The sequence below is a fragment of the Peribacillus folii genome, from assembly GCF_030271255.1.
GTDB lineage: Bacteria > Bacillota > Bacilli > Bacillales > DSM-1321 > Peribacillus.
On the sequence record NZ_JASJOM010000010.1, the window covers coordinates 108683 to 127624 of the forward strand.

Consider the following 18942-nt stretch of genomic DNA (forward strand, 5'->3'; position numbering starts at 1 on the left):
TGATTCGATGATAATCATGGAATATCATGTTAAGGATGAGGGAATAAAATGCTACCTAAAATAAAATCGTCAAGAAAAATAGCTCGGTATTCATTAATGATCATGGGAGCGGGATATATTGCAACCACTCCCTTTCTAGGTTCCTTGCCGCTGGATTTATTACACGGAGGATTCGAGGCAGGGCTTGTCGGCGGATTGGCAGATTGGTTTGCCGTCACAGCACTATTCCGCCATCCGCTTGGAATTCCAATTCCACATACAGCCCTTTTGCCCAACAACCGGAAAAGAATGACCCAGGCGTTGGTTTCGATGCTGAAAAATGATTGGCTTTCTAAGGAGAGCATTCAGGACAAAGTGAAAAACATTGCTTTTACAGAAAAATTGATCCCCACTATCGTGAAAGAAACACAAAGTGACACGTTCAGAAAAGTCCTGATTAAACTTATTAAGCAAATGATATGTTATATAGATATTGAAAAGGTGACGCCTTTCGTTGCACAAAAAATAAAAGGCTCACTTTCTAACATCGATATGAGCAAAATTCTGCATGCAGTAAGTTCACAGTTAGTAAACGAAGAGTTTGATAAGAAGGCTTTGGACCATGTTTTGAAAAAAGCGGAAGATTGGTTAAAGCAAAAACAAACAGGTCACAAACTAGGAACTGTTTCCATGGATGTACTCGGCAAGATCGAATTGGAGGGCATGCTTCAGTTTGCCGTTAAATCGATCCAAAGCTTGCTTAACGAGGAGAAACTGGGCAATATCATCCAAAACCTCCTGTTAAGTGTCGTAAACAACTTAAAAAATGAAAATGAACCTAATAGAGAAGCTTTAATTTTATACATCAGGAAAGAGATTCAAGGCTTTACCGATAACAGGGAACTAGTACAGGGAGTTGAAAAATGGAAGGAGCAGCTTATAACAAATTGGGAGCCTGAGACAGCAATAACGGGAACCCTGCAGCAAATTCAACAAGAAGCCTTAGATTTTGTCGAAGGTGAACATTTCATGGACGCTTATTTGACTCCCATCATTCAGCGTGTACTGGATAATATGAAAGAAAACAGCCTCACCATCGATCTATGGATCCAGAAACAAATCACTATTCTCATTGAAAATAATCATACCCAAATCGGCAATCTAGTCCAGGAAAATCTCGATAAGCTAGACAACGAAACGCTGATTGATATGATGGAAAACGGGGTAGGAAAAGACTTGCAATGGATTCGTGTGAATGGAGCCGTATGCGGTTTTATAATCGGGATCATCCTGACCGGCATCCAAGCCCTGCTTACGCTATTATAAGCCTTGCACCAGTTGTTTGATTCCTTTACTATTTGCCACTAATAAAAAAGAAAAGGAGCCGGCCAAGGTTTTCATGAAACACCTCGGCCGGCTTTTCCCTTTTAAATTCACTTGTAAGCAGGGCTTCAATTAGTTAAGGTTTGGATGGCTGATCACGAAGCCAGCCATCAATATGATCTAAATTAAAAACCAGTAAATTATTGATGGGTCTCAGATGGGGTATCTTTTTATTTACTATCAGATCATTGATCTCCTCTTCGGTAATTGGCTGATTTACCGACTCAAGGTACTTTATTAAACTTTTAATACCATAGACTTTCCTCATTTAATCACCTCCCACCAAATTCTCCTTATTCAACATAAAGAAAACTTAGTGCTAGCTATTAAATGAAAGGTCGCTCCATACCTTATACCCGCTTTTTGTAGAACTAATCGCTTGCTTGCTTGCTTAATTAAAGAATAGGGTGGATATTCAGACCTTTTTCCAATCCATGAGGTATAAACCGTCGCGGTTCTTATTTAACATAAGATAAACTGGGACCTGGACATAAAAGCCCCTAAAATGCTTTTTTATATTTATATCGGTGATTGATATTAATCCCCATACTCTTCTTTAATTGCTTTATTTGCACAAGAACTATGAAATTGCTCAATTATTTCTTTTGCTTCTAGTTGCTTCATTTGTTTAGTTTCCTGTAATTTCAAAAATTATAAAAATAACACTTAGCCATCATAGATAACATACTAAGATTTAAAACTGTCTAATTCATTAAAAAACCTCGAATGGCTTTGTCCACTCAAGGTTAACACTTCATGATTAAATATTTTTCTTTCACCTGCTATTCTGCTGATGAATTATAATCAACCTCTGCATTTCTTAGTCCTTGTATTACTTTTTTTATTCGTTTCGATAAGTCTTGTATTTCTTCTAATGTTAAGTCAGATTCTGCTTCTTGTGGGATAAACATGCTTAACCTTTTTGTTATACCTTCAATGCGCCCAACATATACTTTTTCATGGCCGATTGCTATCTCTCCAATAGCAGTATCAACAATAAAATCTTCTATCTTGCCTAATCTATCAAATTCATCAGCTAGTTTTGCTATAGCATACCTATATCCCCTATCTTCTTCTAACAACTCTTCATATGTCTCCTGAATCGCATCAAATAATTCATTATATCCCCAATCTTTCATTAATTTTCTCCTCCATTCAAAATTAAGTTTAAGGAATAATTCTATTACCATTGTTGTGTATGACTTCTAATTCGATATTTTTATATTTAGCAGCAAACTCTGCTATTACTTCACTACAACTGTCACAAGTATCCAATTCTGTAAATAACTTAATACTCCCATTAGCTTGTGTATTCTCTCCAAGCCTAGAAGCAATGTCATTTAGTATTTTATACTCCGTATCTGTATTCCTTAAGTAACTCTCTCCCTCTTTACCAATAGCTTCTGTAGCTTTAAACATTGGATTTTCAGGTTGTAAAGAAATATCAGGCACCATATCCTCAAGACTTCCTTTGAGTTCATTTATCCTACTTTGAGCATAAAATTCAGATTTACTTATCCCACTGACATCCACTTCTGCAACAGCAAAATTACCAGATTTCTTATACCTACTTGTTAAATTTCCTCTTAGCTCTTTTACTCTATCAATTATATGTGTTTCTGCTACTGAATCTATTTGTCTAGTTGGATACACTTTACCTTTAGTAATACTCTCCCCAGAAACACCCTCTACTTTGCTATCCTTAACCATGAATTTCTGATAGGCTTCCTTAATTGTCTGCTTTTCCATCATAACTTGGCGAAGGGTTGGTCGTCCTGCGAGGGATACTTGTTCCATACTTATCCGTTTAGGGATTTCTTTTTTACCTAGTTCTTCACCTATATTTTTTAACGTGGCTTTTCCAGATCTCGCAATGTCTGTTATTGTAGTTTTTGCATACTGTACCTGCTTTTGCGCAAATTCCTTACTGTAAGGAATGAACTTTGTACCACTTGTATTTAATCACGATGTCTGAGGTCAGTAAATCCATATTCTTATCTATATATCTTTTTTAGAACTAACGGCCTTTTATATGAGAAGCCCGATATAACTTAAAACAATACATATGCTATTTCTACAATGAAAAGACCTTAACTTTACCGTTAAGGTCATACAAAAAAACAAGCTTTTTTTATCCTCCATTATTCTTTCTTGAGGTATTCTTCTAAAAGACTCTTATCATATTCAGTTTCAGGTAAAAGACCCAAACGAGTATATTCCCAAATAACCCTTCTTTCGTGATCATCTGCATTTGATAAATCTTCATAATCATAGTCAACTTTAAATTCCCCTGTACTTTCTAAAGTAAAAGTTAAATTGGTCCATTGTTCTTGATTATTATCTTTAAATTCATCTGATAATTCTTTTAAAACCTTTATTAACCTCCGCCAAGTATCTCTATACTCTATTCTACTAATACTATGTAATTCAGGGATATCGTGACTATATATGAGTTTATCATTAATATTAGACTGATAGAAAAAGAACGCAGTCCCTGTCCCCTCATTAACTTCTCCATACAAAATAACTTTACTCCATTCTTCTGGAATCATCTCATTTACTGTTTGAGCTATTTTCTGATAATATTCATTTAGTTTTGATTCATTCATTTTTTATCCCCCTGCTCTATTTTCAAATGTTCTTAAATCCCAACGGCCATCGTCAATTTTATACTCTATGTCGAAACTTGTAGGTCGAGTTGAATTTCCCTCATACACAGGATAAATTTTCACTTCTACTGTTTTAGGAGGATTACTGTCTAAAGCTTTTGCCCAAGATATTTCGAGTTTTTTCCATTCTCCCATATTCAGGTTTGCATTCATAGGAACAAGGTTGTCTAGATGACCAGACCCTTTAAATATGCTGGCGATTAAGTGGCCCCCTTGATCATCCGGCAAGCGGTCTTCCCTTCCAGCAATTCGCTGAGCATAATTGTTTCGTTTACCACTACCTAAGTCGAGAGAACCTTCTACACTTGTTATACGACCCTTTTCGTCTGTTTTATATACGTGACCACCAGGGGATGTATATTCAATATTCGGTTTTAAAACTTTCTTCATCCGCTCTCTTGTATAATGCTTTCCATACTCCACTTTTGTAATTTCAATGGATTCCTTTGCAAGCACTACTTTGCCTGTACCCTTACCACCATCACTCTTAACCGTAAACTTCTGCACGATATCCTTAACCGTAGTATTATCAAAAGTGACATATTTATAGTTGTATCCATACGCCGTCGCTAATTCTTCGACCCTAATCCGGAGAGGAACTTCCACCTTGCCGATTTCCCTGCCGAAAGCTTGAACCTTCTGTACCTGCTTTTGCGCAAATTCCTTACTGTAAGGAATGAACTTTGTACCACTTGCTACTTTATCTGCGACCTTAGCCGCACCAGCCACACCGCCGATCCCAAGTGCCATCAACAGCCCGTTTTGCCGCTGTTCCTCTGTCAGTTGGTTGCCGAACATGTCTTTGCCGGTGACCGCTTCGCCAAGGCCGTTAGCGGTGAGGAGTCCGTATATCCCGTATTCGGATTTCTGGAGAAGGCTAAAGCCTTTTGCCGATTTGTAAGCGTCGAGCGCGTGATTCGCGGCGTTCAGTCCTTTGGCCGTTTTGTAAATGGCGCTGCCGCCCTTAATGGCCCGTCCGGCCCAGCCGACGACGGGGATGAACCCAGCGGCTGCCATGGCGCCTGCGGCGATTCGTTCGGCATCGGACAGCTTGCGGCCCGTAACTGGATCGACCCCGGTCGTTGCCCTGATTGAATCATAATATCCCGTAAATTCCCCTGTAAAGGTTTTTGTCATATCCCAGGCTTTTTCGTACCATGGGCGGTTCTCGAGTTCTTCCATTTCTTGTTCGATTTCCTTAGCTTCGGCTTGTTCCTTTTTGAAGGTCTGGTAATCCTTCATCTGACCGCCGACTTCATCCTTCACTTGATAGACATCACTACTCTTGAAGGCTGTTTGGTTGAACGTCATCGGCGAAATGGTGCCGTCCTGTTTGGTCGCATCAAGCAAGGCACGGAAAAGGCCAACCGCCACGTTTTCCTGCCCGACAGACACTTCATACTCCTCGACCAATTGCCGGTCGACATTCTCTACCTTTGTCACGGTGTCATCCAGTCTATGCCCGGCCAGCGTGATTTTCTCATTAAAATCCTTTTGGTCGAACATATCCAGAGCAAGGATATCATCAATACTGTTCAGGATTCTGTTAAGATCGCTTGCTTGTTCATGGACAAGCGACTGCGCTTGCTTGATGCCACTCGACACTTCCCCATCTAAAAAAGGAACCTCCACCACCGTATTACCGGAGAGGTCCGCTTCTTCGAGAGTGGCAGGAATGCCCTCCAAAAAACTGATTTGCGTGGTGAATAGCTCAATCCAGGCGTCCGCCACTTCGATCTGCGCTTCATAGAAGCTTTTGATGGCTGCAGCTCCTGCTCCTTGAAACTCGTGATCAAGGGCGACGATTCCCTGAAATTCCTTCTTCAGGCCATTGATTTGCTTTTTTAACTCTTCATATTGCTTGGCGCGTGACTTGGTTGCGTCCTGCAAGCTCTCGGCTTCGTAGATTTTCATCGCACAGGATACCCATGTGAAGTATGGGCGATGGCCTCATCCTGTTCTTTTAAAAAATCGATGTTGGCCCGGGTATCTTCGACATTTTTTTGGACAATTTTAATATATTGTTCGAAAACCTTCTCAAGGTTCGTTTCCCGATCCATCCACTTCGAGGTAAATTCCAATTTGTTGCTGCCCAGCTCACCTGCTGGTACATGTCCAAGACTGACGCCGCCAAGCGCCGTCTTTACCTGATCGACCTGCTTCGTTACGACAGGATGATTCAGCTTGATTGTCGTCATTAAACCAACCACCCTTTTAAATATGTTAGTTTACTTTCCAATTGATCAATGACGGCTTCTCCTTTTTCTAAAAGAGCATCCGCTTCATGGGCTATGGTGCCAACTGCACTCAAAGCTGTTTTCTCTATATTCAGCATTGTGATTTTTCCTTCGATTTTCTCCTGGTAGTCGTCATAATCAGCATGAATGATCGCAGACATGGTTTTGTACGCATCACTGCGGGCATCTTGGAAGTCATCGGCTCGATTTCCCGTCCAGCTTCCTGACAAATCCGGATGTATTATTTTCCTGATTTCTCCCAAGCATATATTTTGTTCTGCATTGATTTGTCGTTTAGCCTGCTCCAAGCGATTGATTTTTTCACTCACGTCGGACATTCCGCCCGAGATGGCCGAGTGAATCTCCCTTAAAGAATTTGCATGCACTTCATAATCACCTCAAAAAAGCATTCTCTATCATTGTCATATTTTTCATATTTTTTATTATAAGGATTATAGTCTTACAGTTAAATAGGGATAAATAAGCTATTTAAGCTAAGATGTCAGGATAATCATCCTATGTAAACGAAATAGAAATTTAGACTTTTTACCCCTATTTTTCCATTTTTAAACATAAAAAAAGAATGCAGTCAGCATCCTTCAAAACCCTCCTCCTTACTAAAATTCTTTCTCTTCAGCTAAATGAGTAGCTTTCACCTTTTTCCATGAGGCGGAAATGGTTTTTTCTTTTCGATTTTTGCTTGGTCATAGACAGCGGTGCCGACGATTTCAGCAACATCTTGAAGCTTTTCCTTAGAGATCTTATCAATCGTATCATCAGGAGTATGATACCAAGGTTCTGAAGGACTGTGGATAAATAAGGCCGCGGGAATCCCAGCCTCGGCGAAGGATACATGGTCACTTCGGCCGCCTTGTCCATATGGAGCAGGCGGCCCATTCAGCCTGGTACTTGATGCCTGAGCCAGATTGGTCACAAGATTCATTTTGCCATCATTACTCAAAATCACCAATCTCCCGCGTCCCTGCTTGTTTCATAGTTTCATCCATCATTTCATACTAGCAAAAGTTATCTAAATAGGTAGGTTCATCCTTATTCAGTCAGGACGAAAGTAACCTTTTTTCCATATTGAAGAAAATCACAGGGATATCGAATTACACAGAAAGTACCACCAGCAGTATTTACATACGTTTACGGAGCAGTTGGATGAGGTTTGTATATTGCAGAACAATTAGTTCACCCTATACATAGGAGGTGTCAAAAACATGGACCAATTTGAAAAAGCCTATGAATCCTATAAACAGCAGGGTACACCGCAAGCAAATCAACCTGATTCAACGGGAAAAGAAGAAATCATCGCTGTCAGGAAAAATGATGATGACAATATCATCGCCATCAAGACGAACTCCGGCCGCGAACTTGACTACCCTACTGCCCTTTCCGAGGCGAAGGCAGGTCAGCTTGCCAATGTCGATGTCTTTCATAAATATGGACGTGACATATTGCGGAGTGAGCCTGATGGCATCAAAGAAAATAATCTCGACCAACTGCCGGAGTTTTAATGATTCGGGAAAGCTGCCTAAATGGGCAGCTTTTTAATGGCTGATGATTCCAAAACACGAAAAAGAACCAGCACGGATGCCTGGTTCTTACTTCTCGTACTGATAGGATTCGGATATTTCGAGCAGCTGGCCGCAGCATTCAACCACTTCGATGATCTCCATCCAGGACATGTCCAGCCCCAATTCATTGGCATGCGATATCTTATCCCGTAATTTCCGGATCGCATTCGCATCCTTCCTCCCCTTACTTTTTGAAGGGATTTGAAAAAAGCGCCTCATTTCCTGATCTTTATGGATAATATCGAACTTATCACTGATTTGCAAACACTCTATTATATTGATATCTTCATTTTTATCGATTCGGCGCCGATATAAGTCGGTCGCCTTTTCCAGACGTTCCTCGCTTATCATCGAGTGCCACCCGCCATCGCCGAATCGATGCAGAATGATATCGCTCAGCCTCATTTCCAAGAGGGTGATATAGCCGAATATCAGCATCCTGATAGGCGGCTTTTGAAGGTCTGCATGGGTAATCAACTTTTTGATTGAATTATTCTCCAGCACGAACACCCTTGTTTTTTTCTTGAATATATGAAGAAGCTGAATCAAGGGGGTTGAGTCCGAAACAAGCTCCCTTGGTGAAAAGTGTCTCAAATACCTCGAAATCCTTCCTTCACCAAGCTCCTGCCTTTCAATATATCCGATGATGTCCCCTTGGTCTTGTACCGCCATGATATCGAAATTCTTTCTTTCCAGCGCATTACGTATATCCAGAGCTTCATCATTTTTGTGACAGGCTTCAAGCTCTTGAGCTATACTCTTGACCGTGATGTTTTCCTCATAAAGCGTTTTAAGACTAAGGTAGCTGCTATTGTTTTTTCGATGACTTCCGCTTAACATCCTTCACGCTCCAATTAGGAAATTTATTCTTCCGCTAGAGTCATTTCTTCTGATGTGAATCCTTCCTATTCCAGCTCCCCGCTCATCTCTTCTTCCCAATCCTTGCACACATCAACCCAATCTTTAGATCCGGAATATTCAGATAACTGCGATAGTGTAAGCTTTATGGCAGAATTGGTACTGCCGCAAGCGGGATATACCGACTCAAAGCGCTTCATCGATACATCGAGAAAAACATCCAGATCATTCGCCAGCCCAAATGGACAAACGCCGCCGATAGCATGACCAGTCTGTTCGAGCACTTCATCAGGGGACAGCATCCTTGGTTTGAAACCGAATGACTGGCGAAATTTTTTATTATCTACTTTTGCATCACCGGCCGCTACGACCAAAATCGCCTTGTCACCTTCTCCCCTGAAGGATAGCGTCTTAGCGATCCGCGCAGGGATAACCCCTATGGTATCCGCTGCCTCATACACCGTAGCGCTTGATGTTGCGAACTCCATCACTTCGCCTTCACGATTCCATTTCCCAAAATGTTGTTTGACACTTTCGATTGACATGGTATCCTCATCCCTTCTACTTCTCTATGGAAATAATATCATCCCTCATTGCATGAATCAAAATCCATTCGGCCTTAACGGACCCTTACCATGCAATAACCATTCTTTACAAATTGACGAAATGGGCAAATATGTACTACTATAAAGTTTCGGGCAAAAACCTATACGTGGTTCGTAACCATCCCACGATAAAAAACTAGGAGAGAATAAAATGAATAATCGTACCCTCGTGATAAGCGGGATCTTGGCTGCCTTATATGTGGCGGTCTCATTCGTGTTTCAGCCAATATCTTTTGGCGCGTACCAATTTCGGGTTCCTGAAATATTGAACCATCTGGTTGTATTCAATAAAAAATATATCTATGGCATCGTAGGCGGTGTATTCATATCGAATCTGCTTTTTTCACCTATGGTTCCATTTGATTTGATTTTTGGCGTGGGGCAATCGATAATCGCCTTGCTGCTGGTCATTTTTGTTTCACGTTACATCAAAGGTATTCATGGACGGATGATTGCAACGATTATCTTTTTCACGTTCACGATGTTCTTGATTGCAATAGAACTGAACCTTGCCTTTGGATTACCATTCTGGTTAGGCTGGGGTACCACAGCCGTTGGTGAATTGGTTGTCCTTGTGGTTGGTGCGCCAATCATTTATGCAATGAACAAAAGAATTCAGTTTGAAAAGTGGCTTTAAAGGAATCTTCGCATCCTGAACCTACTATACTGTAAAAGAGCTGTCTGCATCTTGCGACAGCTCTTTTTTCACCAATGAACCTAAAGCTGGTAAACTATTAGTAAGAATGGTGGTGACCCATTGAAAAAAGTCTTGACCTTGCTAGTCCTGCTGGTAATTGCCATTTTCATTTTCACACATGCAGAATTATTCAATTTAGTATGGAAAAGTGACTTGGATTCAGTCATTGGCATATTGAAGGAAAATCTTTCGCTCACCTTTTTGGTCACATTCGTATTGATGTTCGTCCAAAATTCATTTACAATCATCCCGTTAATCCTGCTCCTGACCATCAACGTCACAATATTCGGCTTCTTATATGGTTACCTCTGGAGTTGGTTCACAAGCGTAGCTGCATCAGCATTGATCTTTTATGCAGCAAGAAACTGGTTTCAAGAGCTTCTTTTAAAAAAGCTGGACAAAAAATGGCAAGAAAGTGTTGTGGAGCATGGTTTCATGTACGTCTTTACCGGAAGGGTTTTTCCGCTTATCCCAACGAGCCTGATTAACTTGGCGGCAGGAGCCAGTTCGGTTACATTCAAGGATTTCTTATTGGCTACGACACTCGGCAATCTGATTTACTTTTTCTTTTTATCGCTAATTCCGTATGGTCTGCTAACTGTTGAGATGAACCAATATACATTGGCTGCCCTCGCACTGCTCTTTTCTTTATTTTTTATCATTTATAAACGGGTAAAAAAGAAAAAGAACCAGCGTCTTTTCAGAAAAAACAGGTGACCGCCTCGGCTCCTGTTTTTTTATTTATGAATGTGCATATATTTTTCTTCGATAGTTTGTTAAAATGTGTATGTAATTTTACCATTGCAATGTCTTAAAATCAGGGAGAATCTCCATGTCCAAGCGCTCCATCTTAAGTATATATATCCTTTTCGGGATACTTATGCTAGTCGTGTTCGACTATTTTTTAACGACAAATATCCAAAACAAAGAGGTCTTCATTCAGCTCCAAAGGGCAGAAGGCGTTTTTTTCCTTTTATCGATAGGCATGATCTTGTACCTTTACTTGGCTAAAAGAGAAGAATTCAAGCAATTAAAGGAAGCGGAGCAACGCCGCCGTACGCTTATTAATTCGATGGTCGATTTCGTTAACTTCAAGGATGGCGATGGTCGTTGGCTGGAATCGAATGCCTTCGGACTTAAACTATTCCAATTGGAGCATGTGGACTATAAAGGCAAAAAAGACAGCGAGCTGGCCGAATACACTGAATTTTACAAAGAGTCGTTGATCTATTGCGAAGTTTCAGATGAGGAAACGTGGATGAAAGGGGAAATCACAAGGTGCGAGGAAATCATTCCCCTTCCAGATGGCCATCACAAAACTTTTGATACGATCAAGGTTCCCTTGTTCTTTGAAGATGGTACCCGAAAGGGCCTCGTTGTCATCGGCAGGGACATATCCGAAAGAGTTGCGGCAGAAAAACAATTATTCGACAGTGAACAGCGTTATAAATCATTGTTCGAACACAACCCATATCCTATGCTGATGCTTGATTTAAACGGATTGATCACCACCGTCAATCCAAGGTTTGAAACGGTTACCGGCTTTCATCAAGAAGAAATTCACGGCTCCTCCTTCATTAATCTGGACTTTTCCCCGGAAGATGCAGAGCTGATTCGTACATCCTGCGACTATGTCGTGGAAAACCGTAAAGGAATCAAAAAAGGGAGAGATATACAATTCCTCACTAAATTCGGGAAGCCGATCCTGCTTTCTTGTACATTCGTCCCAATGATGATTGGCGATGAATTGGTCGGTATCATTACTTATGCCAAAGAAGTCACGCAAATACGGGAAACCGAAGCACGCTTAAGAAGAAGCGAAAAATTGTCAATAGTTGGCGAGCTGGCTGCAAGCGTTGCCCATGAAGTACGCAATCCACTTACTTCATTAAAGGGTTTCGTACAATTACTCAAAAAAAATGACCATCCCCATGAACAATATTATTTGATCATGCTAAGTGAATTGGATCGAATCAATCTTATTGTAAGCGAGTTACTCGTTTTGGCAAAACCGCAGGAACTTCCTTTCAGCAAGCACCAAATCGTCGAACTGATGAATGAAGTGAAGATTTTGTTGGAGCCAGAAGCAGACTCCTTCTCCGCCCTCATCTCTATTTCAGTTAAAAATGACATACCGCTGCTTTCTTGTGAGGGAAATCAGCTAAAGCAGGTATTCATAAACATGCTCAAGAATTCCATGGAGGCCGCTGCCGACCAAATATGGATTGACTTCGAGCATAAGAACAAAAACCTTTCGATTGTCATTAAGGATAATGGAAGCGGGATAGAAAAAAATCGCTTGAAGCATCTTGGAGAGCCTTTCTATTCTTCTAAAGAAAGAGGAACGGGCTTAGGTTTGACGGTCAGCTGCAGGATCATCGAGGCTCATAAAGGAAAGGTCCGTTTTAACAGCGAGCTAAATCACGGAACAGAGATCGAAATCATTTTACCTTACAAAGAGTAGGACAAGCGTATGTACTTGTCCTTTTTTTGTTTAAAATCCCCATTCGAACCCCCATCCCATTAATCATCATCCATTTCCACTTTCAGATCCTTCTCGAAAACAAGCACGTAAGTACGCCGCTTACCTTCTTTTGAAACCGTAACGGAAATGGCTGTCTTGGCTTTATTCTTTAGCTTCACCGTTGCCCCGCTTTCGCCTTCATATTCGATGGTCACCCCATCTTCACCAGCAGCAGCGTGCAAATCCACTTCGGTGACATCATTATCAACCTCAATATGGTATGTATGCTCATTCGAAGCAAAGGATTTATTCCACACTCCTGTTGATACTTTTAAACTGTTCAGTACTGGCGCTTCCTCCTTTTCTTCTGATTGCCCTGCTGCCGATACCTGATCTATGCCTGGATTCACTTTTTCGCTTGAGATATTATCAAGCTTTGCTTCCTTCACTGCTTGGCTTGCCTTGGTTGGTTTTATATCATTGATTGAATCAGCAGTGGAAGGGGTATTGGGTTTATTTTCTTCAGCCGAGGATGGCTTTTTGATGGCCGGTTGCTTTTGGCCTTTATCCTGATGCGACACATCCGTTTCCTGTTTCTTGGCATCAGCCCTTGTAATCGTTAGGGTGTATGTTCTTTCATCCCCATTTTCAGCGGTCACGTTAATCTTCACAGCTGTCTCTCCTACCTGAAGCGGAACCATCACACCGCCTTTCGTTGCATCATTTTCATCAACGATAACATGAGCTTTACGGTCACTCAATGAAGGAGTTACCGTAACACTCTTAACTTGGTTTTCCACCGAAACATGATAAGATGACACATTGGGATCGAAAGCCAGCGAGCCCTGAGATAGACCGATAGAAGTTAAACGATTTTCACCACTTCCAGGCTTTTCGATTACTACGGTATAGGTAGCCGCCTCATTTGTTCCATCGCTGACAGTAATTTCAAACGTATTCATGCCTGTTTGAAGAAGCAAGTCCTTAACCACGCCATTTGTCAGCTTCGTACCATTCACCGAAATGACTGCATCCTTACTCGGACTCTCAACATGAAAGGTGATCTTTTCTATATCATTCTCAATAGTTGCTCGATAGTCATGTACATCTTCTGCAAAATCTTGATTGAGTGAAACCCCTTCTATTTCTAGCTTTGAAAGAATATTTTGCGCATTAGCCTCTTCTTTAATGTTAGTTTCCTCGGCGTTTGCATCAGGCAAGTAAGTGAAAGCCCCTAATCCAATGAGAGAACCAGCTAAAATCACCTTCATGCTTTTTCCCTTTATTCCTTGCTTAAGCATCCATATCCCCCTTATGGTTCCTGTCGTCATAATGAGGTCATAATACTAAAGATATCTTAATTATTTCTTAATAGGCTGAATCATTCGGCCCTATCCATTGTCAATTTATCAATAGCATGTCTATAATATCTGGAGCTAGGCCACTCTAACATTATCGCTTTTTTATCCGCCAAACCTTGCAAACTGCCTTTGGATGCTTCATTTATTTTCACCGTTTTTTCACATTTTCCTTATATAATAAGCTTACATAACCTATTGAAAGGGTGATGGCGTTCCAAGATGAAGAATTATATATGGCTGGTAATCTGCTTATTCAGCTTGCTTTTATACCCGGCAATGGCTTCCGCCCATGCTACAATAATAAGCTCCAATCCTAGCCCGAATGAAGCCATGGAGACTCTTCCTGAAAAAATCAGCATCCAATTCAGCGAAAAGATACAACCGGCATTCCATTCGCTTGAAGTCTTCAGTCAAGATGGACGGAAGGTTCCAGTTCAAAAAAGCGCAATTTCAAAAAAAAGCGAAAAGATACTGGAAGCAGAGTGGAAAGGTACTGTCGATGAGGGAGTCTACTATATAAAATGGAGAGTGGTTTCGAGTGACGGACACCCAATCGAAGGGACCATTCCGTTCCAATATGGAGACTCGGCTTCACTATCTGACCAAGATAATTCAGAAGTGAATGCAGGTTTTCCGAATTCCATTAACGTTTTCTTCCAAAGCCTTCAGTACATAAGCTTCGCAGCTCTTACTGGAATTCTCTTTTTCCGATTATCTTTAACGAAGGACTCCCTTCTTTTCCAAGTAAGCGGCAGGGCCCGTTCATACCTTTGGATCGCATATGCAGGTTTAGCTTTTTCCATCTTCTGCAGCCTGCCTTTGAAGGTGACGATTGATGCTGGAGTAGGATGGACGGATGCATTTGACGGGACATATATCAAGGAAGTACTGAATGGCACAAACTTCGGTACCATCTGGGTCATTCAAATGCTATTGTTGATCCTCCTATTTTTAATCATTTATTTCATGCTCGAAAACCCATTGATTACTTCACTGCCCAATCTTTCATTTATGATAGTGGCCATTCTGATGGTCGGTAAGGCAATGATTGGACATACGGCAGCGGTTCCCAATCATGTTCTCGCCATTTTGATGGATTTCCTCCACTTATTGTCGATGGCCTTATGGCTTGGCGGGCTTTTGGCAATATTGGTGATGTTGCCTGGACTTGCCGCCCGTCAGGAGATACTAGAGGATAAAAAAGTATTTTACTGGACGATCATCAGTAGGTTTTCAAGATGGGCGTTTGCGTTTGTAATCATCCTGGTCATTAGCGGCATATATAGCAGCCTGCAGCATGTGCCGACCATACATTCCTTGTTCAATACGATATATGGACAATTATTGCTTGCTAAAATCGGCCTTATGTCAGTGATGATCGTTTTAGGTGCCCTTCATTTCTTCAAGGGCAAGAAACAAACAAAAAAACTGGGCTATAGCGCAGGAATGGAGCTAGGTATAGGAATCGTCATACTCCTTGTGGCAGCTCTATTAACAAATGTCCAAACTGCGATGTCCTCTCCAGGACCATTTGAAAAAACGGTCAAGACGGAAGAAAACAATGAGGTGACATTAATGGTCACCCCGAATGAAGTCGGGGATAACCAAATCCAAGTTGAATTGGCAAGTGGCGGTGAGCCAATTGATAATATTGAGCAGCTATCCATCACGATGCAGCCAGAAAATCGTCAGGGCGGTGAAATAAAGCTGCAATTGCAGGGGAAATCAAAAGGTAGATACACGTCAAAGTCTATTCTTACCTTGCCAGGAAAGTGGAATATTCATGTTCACGGATTAACGGAAAGCCTCGATTCAATCAATGCTGATTTTACAATTTTTATAGGGAATTCATAACAGAAGGGAATTATACTGATGAAAAACATTACCAAATTACTCACCTCTACATTTGCAGCATTATTAGTGTTCGCTGGTACAGCGAATGCACACGTTACTGTCAAACCTAGTACATCTGCACCTGAGGCTTGGGAAACCTACACGATAAAAATCCCGGTCGAAAAAGAAACAGCGACAACAAAGGTGACTTTAAAGGTACCTGATGGGGTCACCTTTGAAAGCTATCAACCTGTACCAGGATGGAAAGTGACAACTGATGGTGATAAGGAACACGTTAAAACGGTAACCTGGGAAGCAACGGACGAAGGCATATCAGCTGGACAATTCCAGCAATTCTCATTCATTGCCCAAAACCCTAAAGAAGAAAAGAAGGTTGCTTGGGATGCCTTTCAATATTACGCAGATGGTGAAATCGTAGAATGGAGCGGTGATGAAGGCTCTGCCCTGCCCCATTCAGTAACGCAAATCTCGTTAGCCCCAAAGGCTGATGCAGAATCCGTTGACCACGGTCACGAAGATGAAGCAACTGCCGGTGATTCGAAAGCTGCCGACAATTCAAAGGACGAAACAGCGGCAGATGATAGTGATAACGGAACACTGATCATCACCCTATCTGTCATAGCCCTGATCCTATCGCTCGTAGCGCTTTTTGCAGCCGTAAGGAAAAATAAAAAATAAGCAAAAAAGGTGTCCCGAAACATCCCGGGACACCTTTTTTGCTAATATTCCATGACCACAGATTTACTCGGTAATTTGAGGTTCTCAGACTCTATAGTAATCTTAATTGATTTTTCAGACCTTTGGTCCGCAATGGTTAAGTTGAGCATCCCATTTCCTTGTGCTTTTTTGCTTATTCCCAAGTCTTCCGTACTCTTCACTAATTGTGCATACAACTCTGCTTCAGTAAGCTTGCGCTCAAAATCCTTTTCGGCGATCACCTTCAAAAGAGCTGCCGCACCGCTTACATGGGGAGTTGCCATTGATGTTCCGCTGAGCCTGGCATATTTATTACCTGGATATGTGGAGAGTATATCGACTCCTGGCGCAACCAAGTCAATTTCATCATTCGTATTCGAAAAATCCGCTAAGTTCCTGCTTAAATCCACAGCCCCGACTTCCACTACCTCTGGATACGCCCCTGGATAGTCCAATTCATCGGTTTCATGACGCCCATCCCCGCTATTGCCTGCCGCGCAAACAACTAAGATATCTTTCTGGATGGCCCTTTGAATCAGCTTATGTTCCGCTTCATCCGGCGGCCCCCCAAGTGAAAGTGAAATGACTGAAACCGTTTCTTCGTTAGGTCCCTGCCAGTTGATCGCATACTCCAATGCCCCATTGATCCAATCTATTTCGCCTTGACCCTGGCCATTCAAGGCCTTCAAGGCCAAGATGCTTGCTTTCGGAGCCACTCCAACAACACCAACCTTATTAATGGAAGCCAGTATCGTACCGGATACATGTGTTCCATGCCCGTTATCATCTTGAAAATCGCCAGTATTGGTAAAATCCTTCCCGCCGATGATTCTTTCTTTGAGGTCTGGATGCTCCTTATCTATTCCTGTATCGATGACGGCGACTACAACACCTTCACCATAATTGCTTTTTTCCCAAACAGCAGGGGCTTTCACAAGCTCGATGCCCTCGGGAATCTTTTCTTTCACCGTTTCCATTACTTCTAGAACTTTGTAAGGTATTAATCTTTTTTCTCTTGTCATTTGATTACCCCTTCCTTCGTTCAATAAGTTAAACTGCCATCAGTGCAGGGATTCGCATCCCGTCTGGCTGCCGTCTACCGTTGAAAGAGATGAGATCAAAAAACTCTTCTCTCTTATATATACCAGATTTTTGAAAATAAAAAATAAGTTTTTAGAAAATTCGGTCTAAAATACTACTTTTTATTTCTTTATCTGTTAGTATCTGGCGCTTTCAATTATAGAACAAACGTTCCTGTTTAGCCAGTCTTTTTTCATTTTTTTGTAAAAAAAAAGGGACTCATATGGAGTCACCTTTCATGATGGTTCAAGCTGCACCGCAGCATTTTTTGTATTTCTTTCCGCTTCCGCACGGGCAAGGTTCATTTCTACCGATAACCGGCTCTGTATGAACGTGAGGCAATTTAGCGGCCTTTGCACTTTCGGTGATGATTTGCGTTCCTCTTTCCTTCATTTGCTGATACCGCTGCTTAAATAATGCCATGATATCCTTGCTGTACTTTAGTGTGTCTTCCGCAATATCCATTGCCTTTTGCTTGGAGATATTATAGTCCTCCAGGGTGAATTGATTGTCGCTGAACGATACACGAATGCCAAAATGCTGTCCTGCCTGGTTATTGTTTTTGCTTGCCTCCACGAACTCAAGATATACTTCCTGACACTCACATGTCTGATGCATGCAATAGTAATCATATATCCAATACGTTTTATCTTCATATTTACTCTTTAAAGCAATGCCATCCTCAACACCAAAAACATCGAGGAACTTAATCGCTTTTCCATCGAGAATCTCAAATGGATCAATCGTTCTCATCTATAGACACATCCTAATTCATCAAAATTTATTCTTCCTATATATTATTGTACAACCTAATTCCGCAATCGTCACTTGAAATAAAACCCGCCCTTTCCGAATCACTCAAATGGAAAAAAGCTGCAGCAGTACGTTTCACTGCTGCAGCCGCTCGCTTCACCCAATCCAGGTGGTCAATTGATCAATCGGTGTTTTCTTGGCTGGCTTCGGCTCCATGTCAGGAAAACCTAGGTAAATGAATGCCAGCACTTCTCCTTTTGAGGATAATCGGAAGAAGTCCCGAACCTTCTCATGATAGGTTATTTTCCCCGTTCTCCATACTGCCCCCAGCCCTAGGGAATGTGCAGCAAGCAGCATATTTTGGATGGCACTGTTCACAGCGGCATATTCTTCGGCGACAAGCACATTATCCTTTTCACTTGGCTCTATGCCCACTGCGATGATGACGGGTGCCCTTAGAGGATTCTTCTTTTGTCTTTCTAGTTTGCTGATCAAGCTTTCTGGCGTATCATCAGCATTTTCAATCCTTGTTATTTCTTCGAAGACCTGGCCAAGTTTATTTCTGCCTTCCCCTGACAGTACGAAAAAACGCCATGGCTCTGTCCGATGGTGGTTCGGTGCATATGTACCCGCCTCGATGATTTGCTCGATCATTTCTTTAGGTACAGGATCTTGCTTAACGATTCCAATGCTTCTTCTCGTTTTTATCGCTTCAATCGTTTCCAT

At 41.6% G+C, this 18942-nt stretch carries 19 protein-coding genes, 2 pseudogenes and 1 riboswitch; of the genes and pseudogenes, 7 read left to right on the top strand and 14 right to left on the bottom strand.

Annotation, left to right across the window (positions count from 1 at the left end; translation table 11 throughout):
* Positions 1 to 48: 48 nt before the first annotated feature.
* Positions 49 to 1305 (top strand): DUF445 domain-containing protein, encoded by a 1257-nt coding sequence (locus QNI08_RS17220; RefSeq protein ID WP_285768630.1) that lies wholly within the window; start codon positions 49 to 51, stop codon positions 1303 to 1305.
* 133 nt (positions 1306 to 1438) lie between these two features.
* Here QNI08_RS17220 and QNI08_RS17225 read toward each other — a convergent pair whose 3' ends face one another.
* The 8 genes and pseudogenes from QNI08_RS17225 to QNI08_RS17260 all read right to left on the bottom strand — a co-directional run.
* Positions 1439 to 1630 carry a hypothetical protein gene (locus tag QNI08_RS17225; RefSeq protein WP_285768631.1) on the bottom strand — a complete coding sequence of 64 codons (192 nt, stop codon included), beginning with the start codon at positions 1628 to 1630 and terminating at the stop codon, positions 1439 to 1441.
* Between the two features lie 514 nt (positions 1631 to 2144).
* Positions 2145 to 2501 (bottom strand): Imm3 family immunity protein, encoded by a 357-nt coding sequence (locus QNI08_RS17230; protein WP_061140568.1) that lies wholly within the window; start codon positions 2499 to 2501, stop codon positions 2145 to 2147.
* Between the two features lie 28 nt (positions 2502 to 2529).
* Entirely contained in the window at positions 2530 to 3159 is a 630-nt protein-coding gene (locus QNI08_RS17235; RefSeq protein WP_285768632.1) for a deaminase domain-containing protein, read from the bottom strand.
* A 344-nt stretch (positions 3160 to 3503) separates the two neighbouring features.
* Positions 3504 to 3971 (bottom strand): immunity protein YezG family protein, encoded by a 468-nt coding sequence (locus tag QNI08_RS17240; RefSeq protein WP_285768633.1) that lies wholly within the window; start codon positions 3969 to 3971, stop codon positions 3504 to 3506.
* 3 nt (positions 3972 to 3974) lie between these two features.
* Entirely contained in the window at positions 3975 to 5945 is a 1971-nt protein-coding gene (locus QNI08_RS17245; RefSeq protein WP_285768634.1) for a DNA/RNA non-specific endonuclease, read from the bottom strand.
* Positions 5942 to 6229: a YwqI/YxiC family protein gene (locus QNI08_RS17250; protein WP_285768635.1), complete on the bottom strand. Its 288-nt coding sequence runs from the start codon at positions 6227 to 6229 to the stop codon at positions 5942 to 5944. Before QNI08_RS17250 ends, QNI08_RS17245 begins: the two co-directional genes overlap by 4 nt.
* Positions 6229 to 6654: a YwqH-like family protein gene (locus tag QNI08_RS17255; RefSeq protein ID WP_285768636.1), complete on the bottom strand. Its 426-nt coding sequence runs from the start codon at positions 6652 to 6654 to the stop codon at positions 6229 to 6231. The genes QNI08_RS17250 and QNI08_RS17255 overlap by 1 nt, the downstream gene beginning before the upstream one ends.
* Positions 6655 to 6920: 266 nt before the next feature.
* A pseudogene (locus QNI08_RS17260) lies at positions 6921 to 7244 on the bottom strand (M28 family peptidase); the annotation flags it as partial.
* A 247-nt stretch (positions 7245 to 7491) separates the two neighbouring features.
* Here QNI08_RS17260 and QNI08_RS17265 point away from each other — a divergent pair.
* On the top strand, positions 7492 to 7788 hold the full coding sequence (locus tag QNI08_RS17265; protein WP_100533462.1) for a DUF3892 domain-containing protein: 297 nt from the start codon (positions 7492 to 7494) through the stop codon (positions 7786 to 7788).
* A gap of 87 nt (positions 7789 to 7875) precedes the next feature.
* Here the strand turns inward: QNI08_RS17265 and QNI08_RS17270 are convergent, their stop codons facing one another.
* Together QNI08_RS17270 and QNI08_RS17275 are read right to left on the bottom strand one after the other, a co-directional pair.
* Positions 7876 to 8688, bottom strand: coding sequence for a hypothetical protein (locus QNI08_RS17270; protein WP_285768637.1), 813 nt, complete (start codon positions 8686 to 8688; stop codon positions 7876 to 7878).
* A 65-nt stretch (positions 8689 to 8753) separates the two neighbouring features.
* The gene (locus QNI08_RS17275; protein WP_285768638.1) at positions 8754 to 9251 is read right to left on the bottom strand and encodes a YbaK/EbsC family protein; all 498 of its coding nucleotides are present in this window, start codon (positions 9249 to 9251) and stop codon (positions 8754 to 8756) included.
* A gap of 161 nt (positions 9252 to 9412) precedes the next feature.
* Positions 9413 to 9457: riboswitch (PreQ1 riboswitch) on the top strand.
* A 5-nt stretch (positions 9458 to 9462) separates the two neighbouring features.
* On the opposite strand from QNI08_RS17275, the gene QNI08_RS17280 reads away from it, so the two are divergent.
* The 3 genes from QNI08_RS17280 to QNI08_RS17290 all read left to right on the top strand — a co-directional run bounded on the left by QNI08_RS17280 (position 9463) and on the right by QNI08_RS17290 (position 12472).
* Positions 9463 to 9948, top strand: a complete 486-nt coding sequence (locus QNI08_RS17280; protein ID WP_285768639.1) for a QueT transporter family protein — start codon at positions 9463 to 9465, stop codon at positions 9946 to 9948.
* A gap of 120 nt (positions 9949 to 10068) precedes the next feature.
* Complete coding sequence (locus QNI08_RS17285) at positions 10069 to 10725, top strand: TVP38/TMEM64 family protein (RefSeq protein ID WP_285768640.1); 657 nt, start codon at positions 10069 to 10071, stop codon at positions 10723 to 10725.
* Positions 10726 to 10840: 115 nt separating this feature from the next.
* Positions 10841 to 12472, top strand: coding sequence for a PAS domain-containing sensor histidine kinase (locus QNI08_RS17290; protein ID WP_285768641.1), 1632 nt, complete (start codon positions 10841 to 10843; stop codon positions 12470 to 12472).
* 59 nt (positions 12473 to 12531) lie between these two features.
* Here QNI08_RS17290 and QNI08_RS17295 read toward each other — a convergent pair whose 3' ends face one another.
* Positions 12532 to 13773, bottom strand: a complete 1242-nt coding sequence (locus tag QNI08_RS17295; protein WP_285768642.1) for a cadherin-like beta sandwich domain-containing protein — start codon at positions 13771 to 13773, stop codon at positions 12532 to 12534.
* A gap of 279 nt (positions 13774 to 14052) precedes the next feature.
* On the opposite strand from QNI08_RS17295, the gene QNI08_RS17300 reads away from it, so the two are divergent.
* Both QNI08_RS17300 and QNI08_RS17305 read left to right on the top strand, forming a co-directional pair.
* On the top strand, positions 14053 to 15687 hold the full coding sequence (locus tag QNI08_RS17300; protein WP_285768643.1) for a copper resistance protein CopC: 1635 nt from the start codon (positions 14053 to 14055) through the stop codon (positions 15685 to 15687).
* A gap of 18 nt (positions 15688 to 15705) precedes the next feature.
* Positions 15706 to 16365, top strand: a complete 660-nt coding sequence (locus QNI08_RS17305; RefSeq protein ID WP_285768644.1) for a YcnI family copper-binding membrane protein — start codon at positions 15706 to 15708, stop codon at positions 16363 to 16365.
* A gap of 41 nt (positions 16366 to 16406) precedes the next feature.
* On the opposite strand, the gene QNI08_RS17310 is transcribed toward QNI08_RS17305, so the two are convergent.
* The 3 genes and pseudogenes from QNI08_RS17310 to QNI08_RS17320 all read right to left on the bottom strand — a co-directional run bounded on the left by QNI08_RS17310 (position 16407) and on the right by QNI08_RS17320 (position 18942).
* Complete coding sequence (locus tag QNI08_RS17310; protein WP_285768645.1) at positions 16407 to 17405, bottom strand: S8 family peptidase; 999 nt, start codon at positions 17403 to 17405, stop codon at positions 16407 to 16409.
* A 304-nt stretch (positions 17406 to 17709) separates the two neighbouring features.
* A pseudogene (locus QNI08_RS22605) lies at positions 17710 to 17787 on the bottom strand (SEC-C metal-binding domain-containing protein); the annotation flags it as partial.
* A 585-nt stretch (positions 17788 to 18372) separates the two neighbouring features.
* The gene (locus QNI08_RS17320; protein WP_285768647.1) at positions 18373 to 18942 is read right to left on the bottom strand and encodes a nitroreductase family protein; all 570 of its coding nucleotides are present in this window, start codon (positions 18940 to 18942) and stop codon (positions 18373 to 18375) included.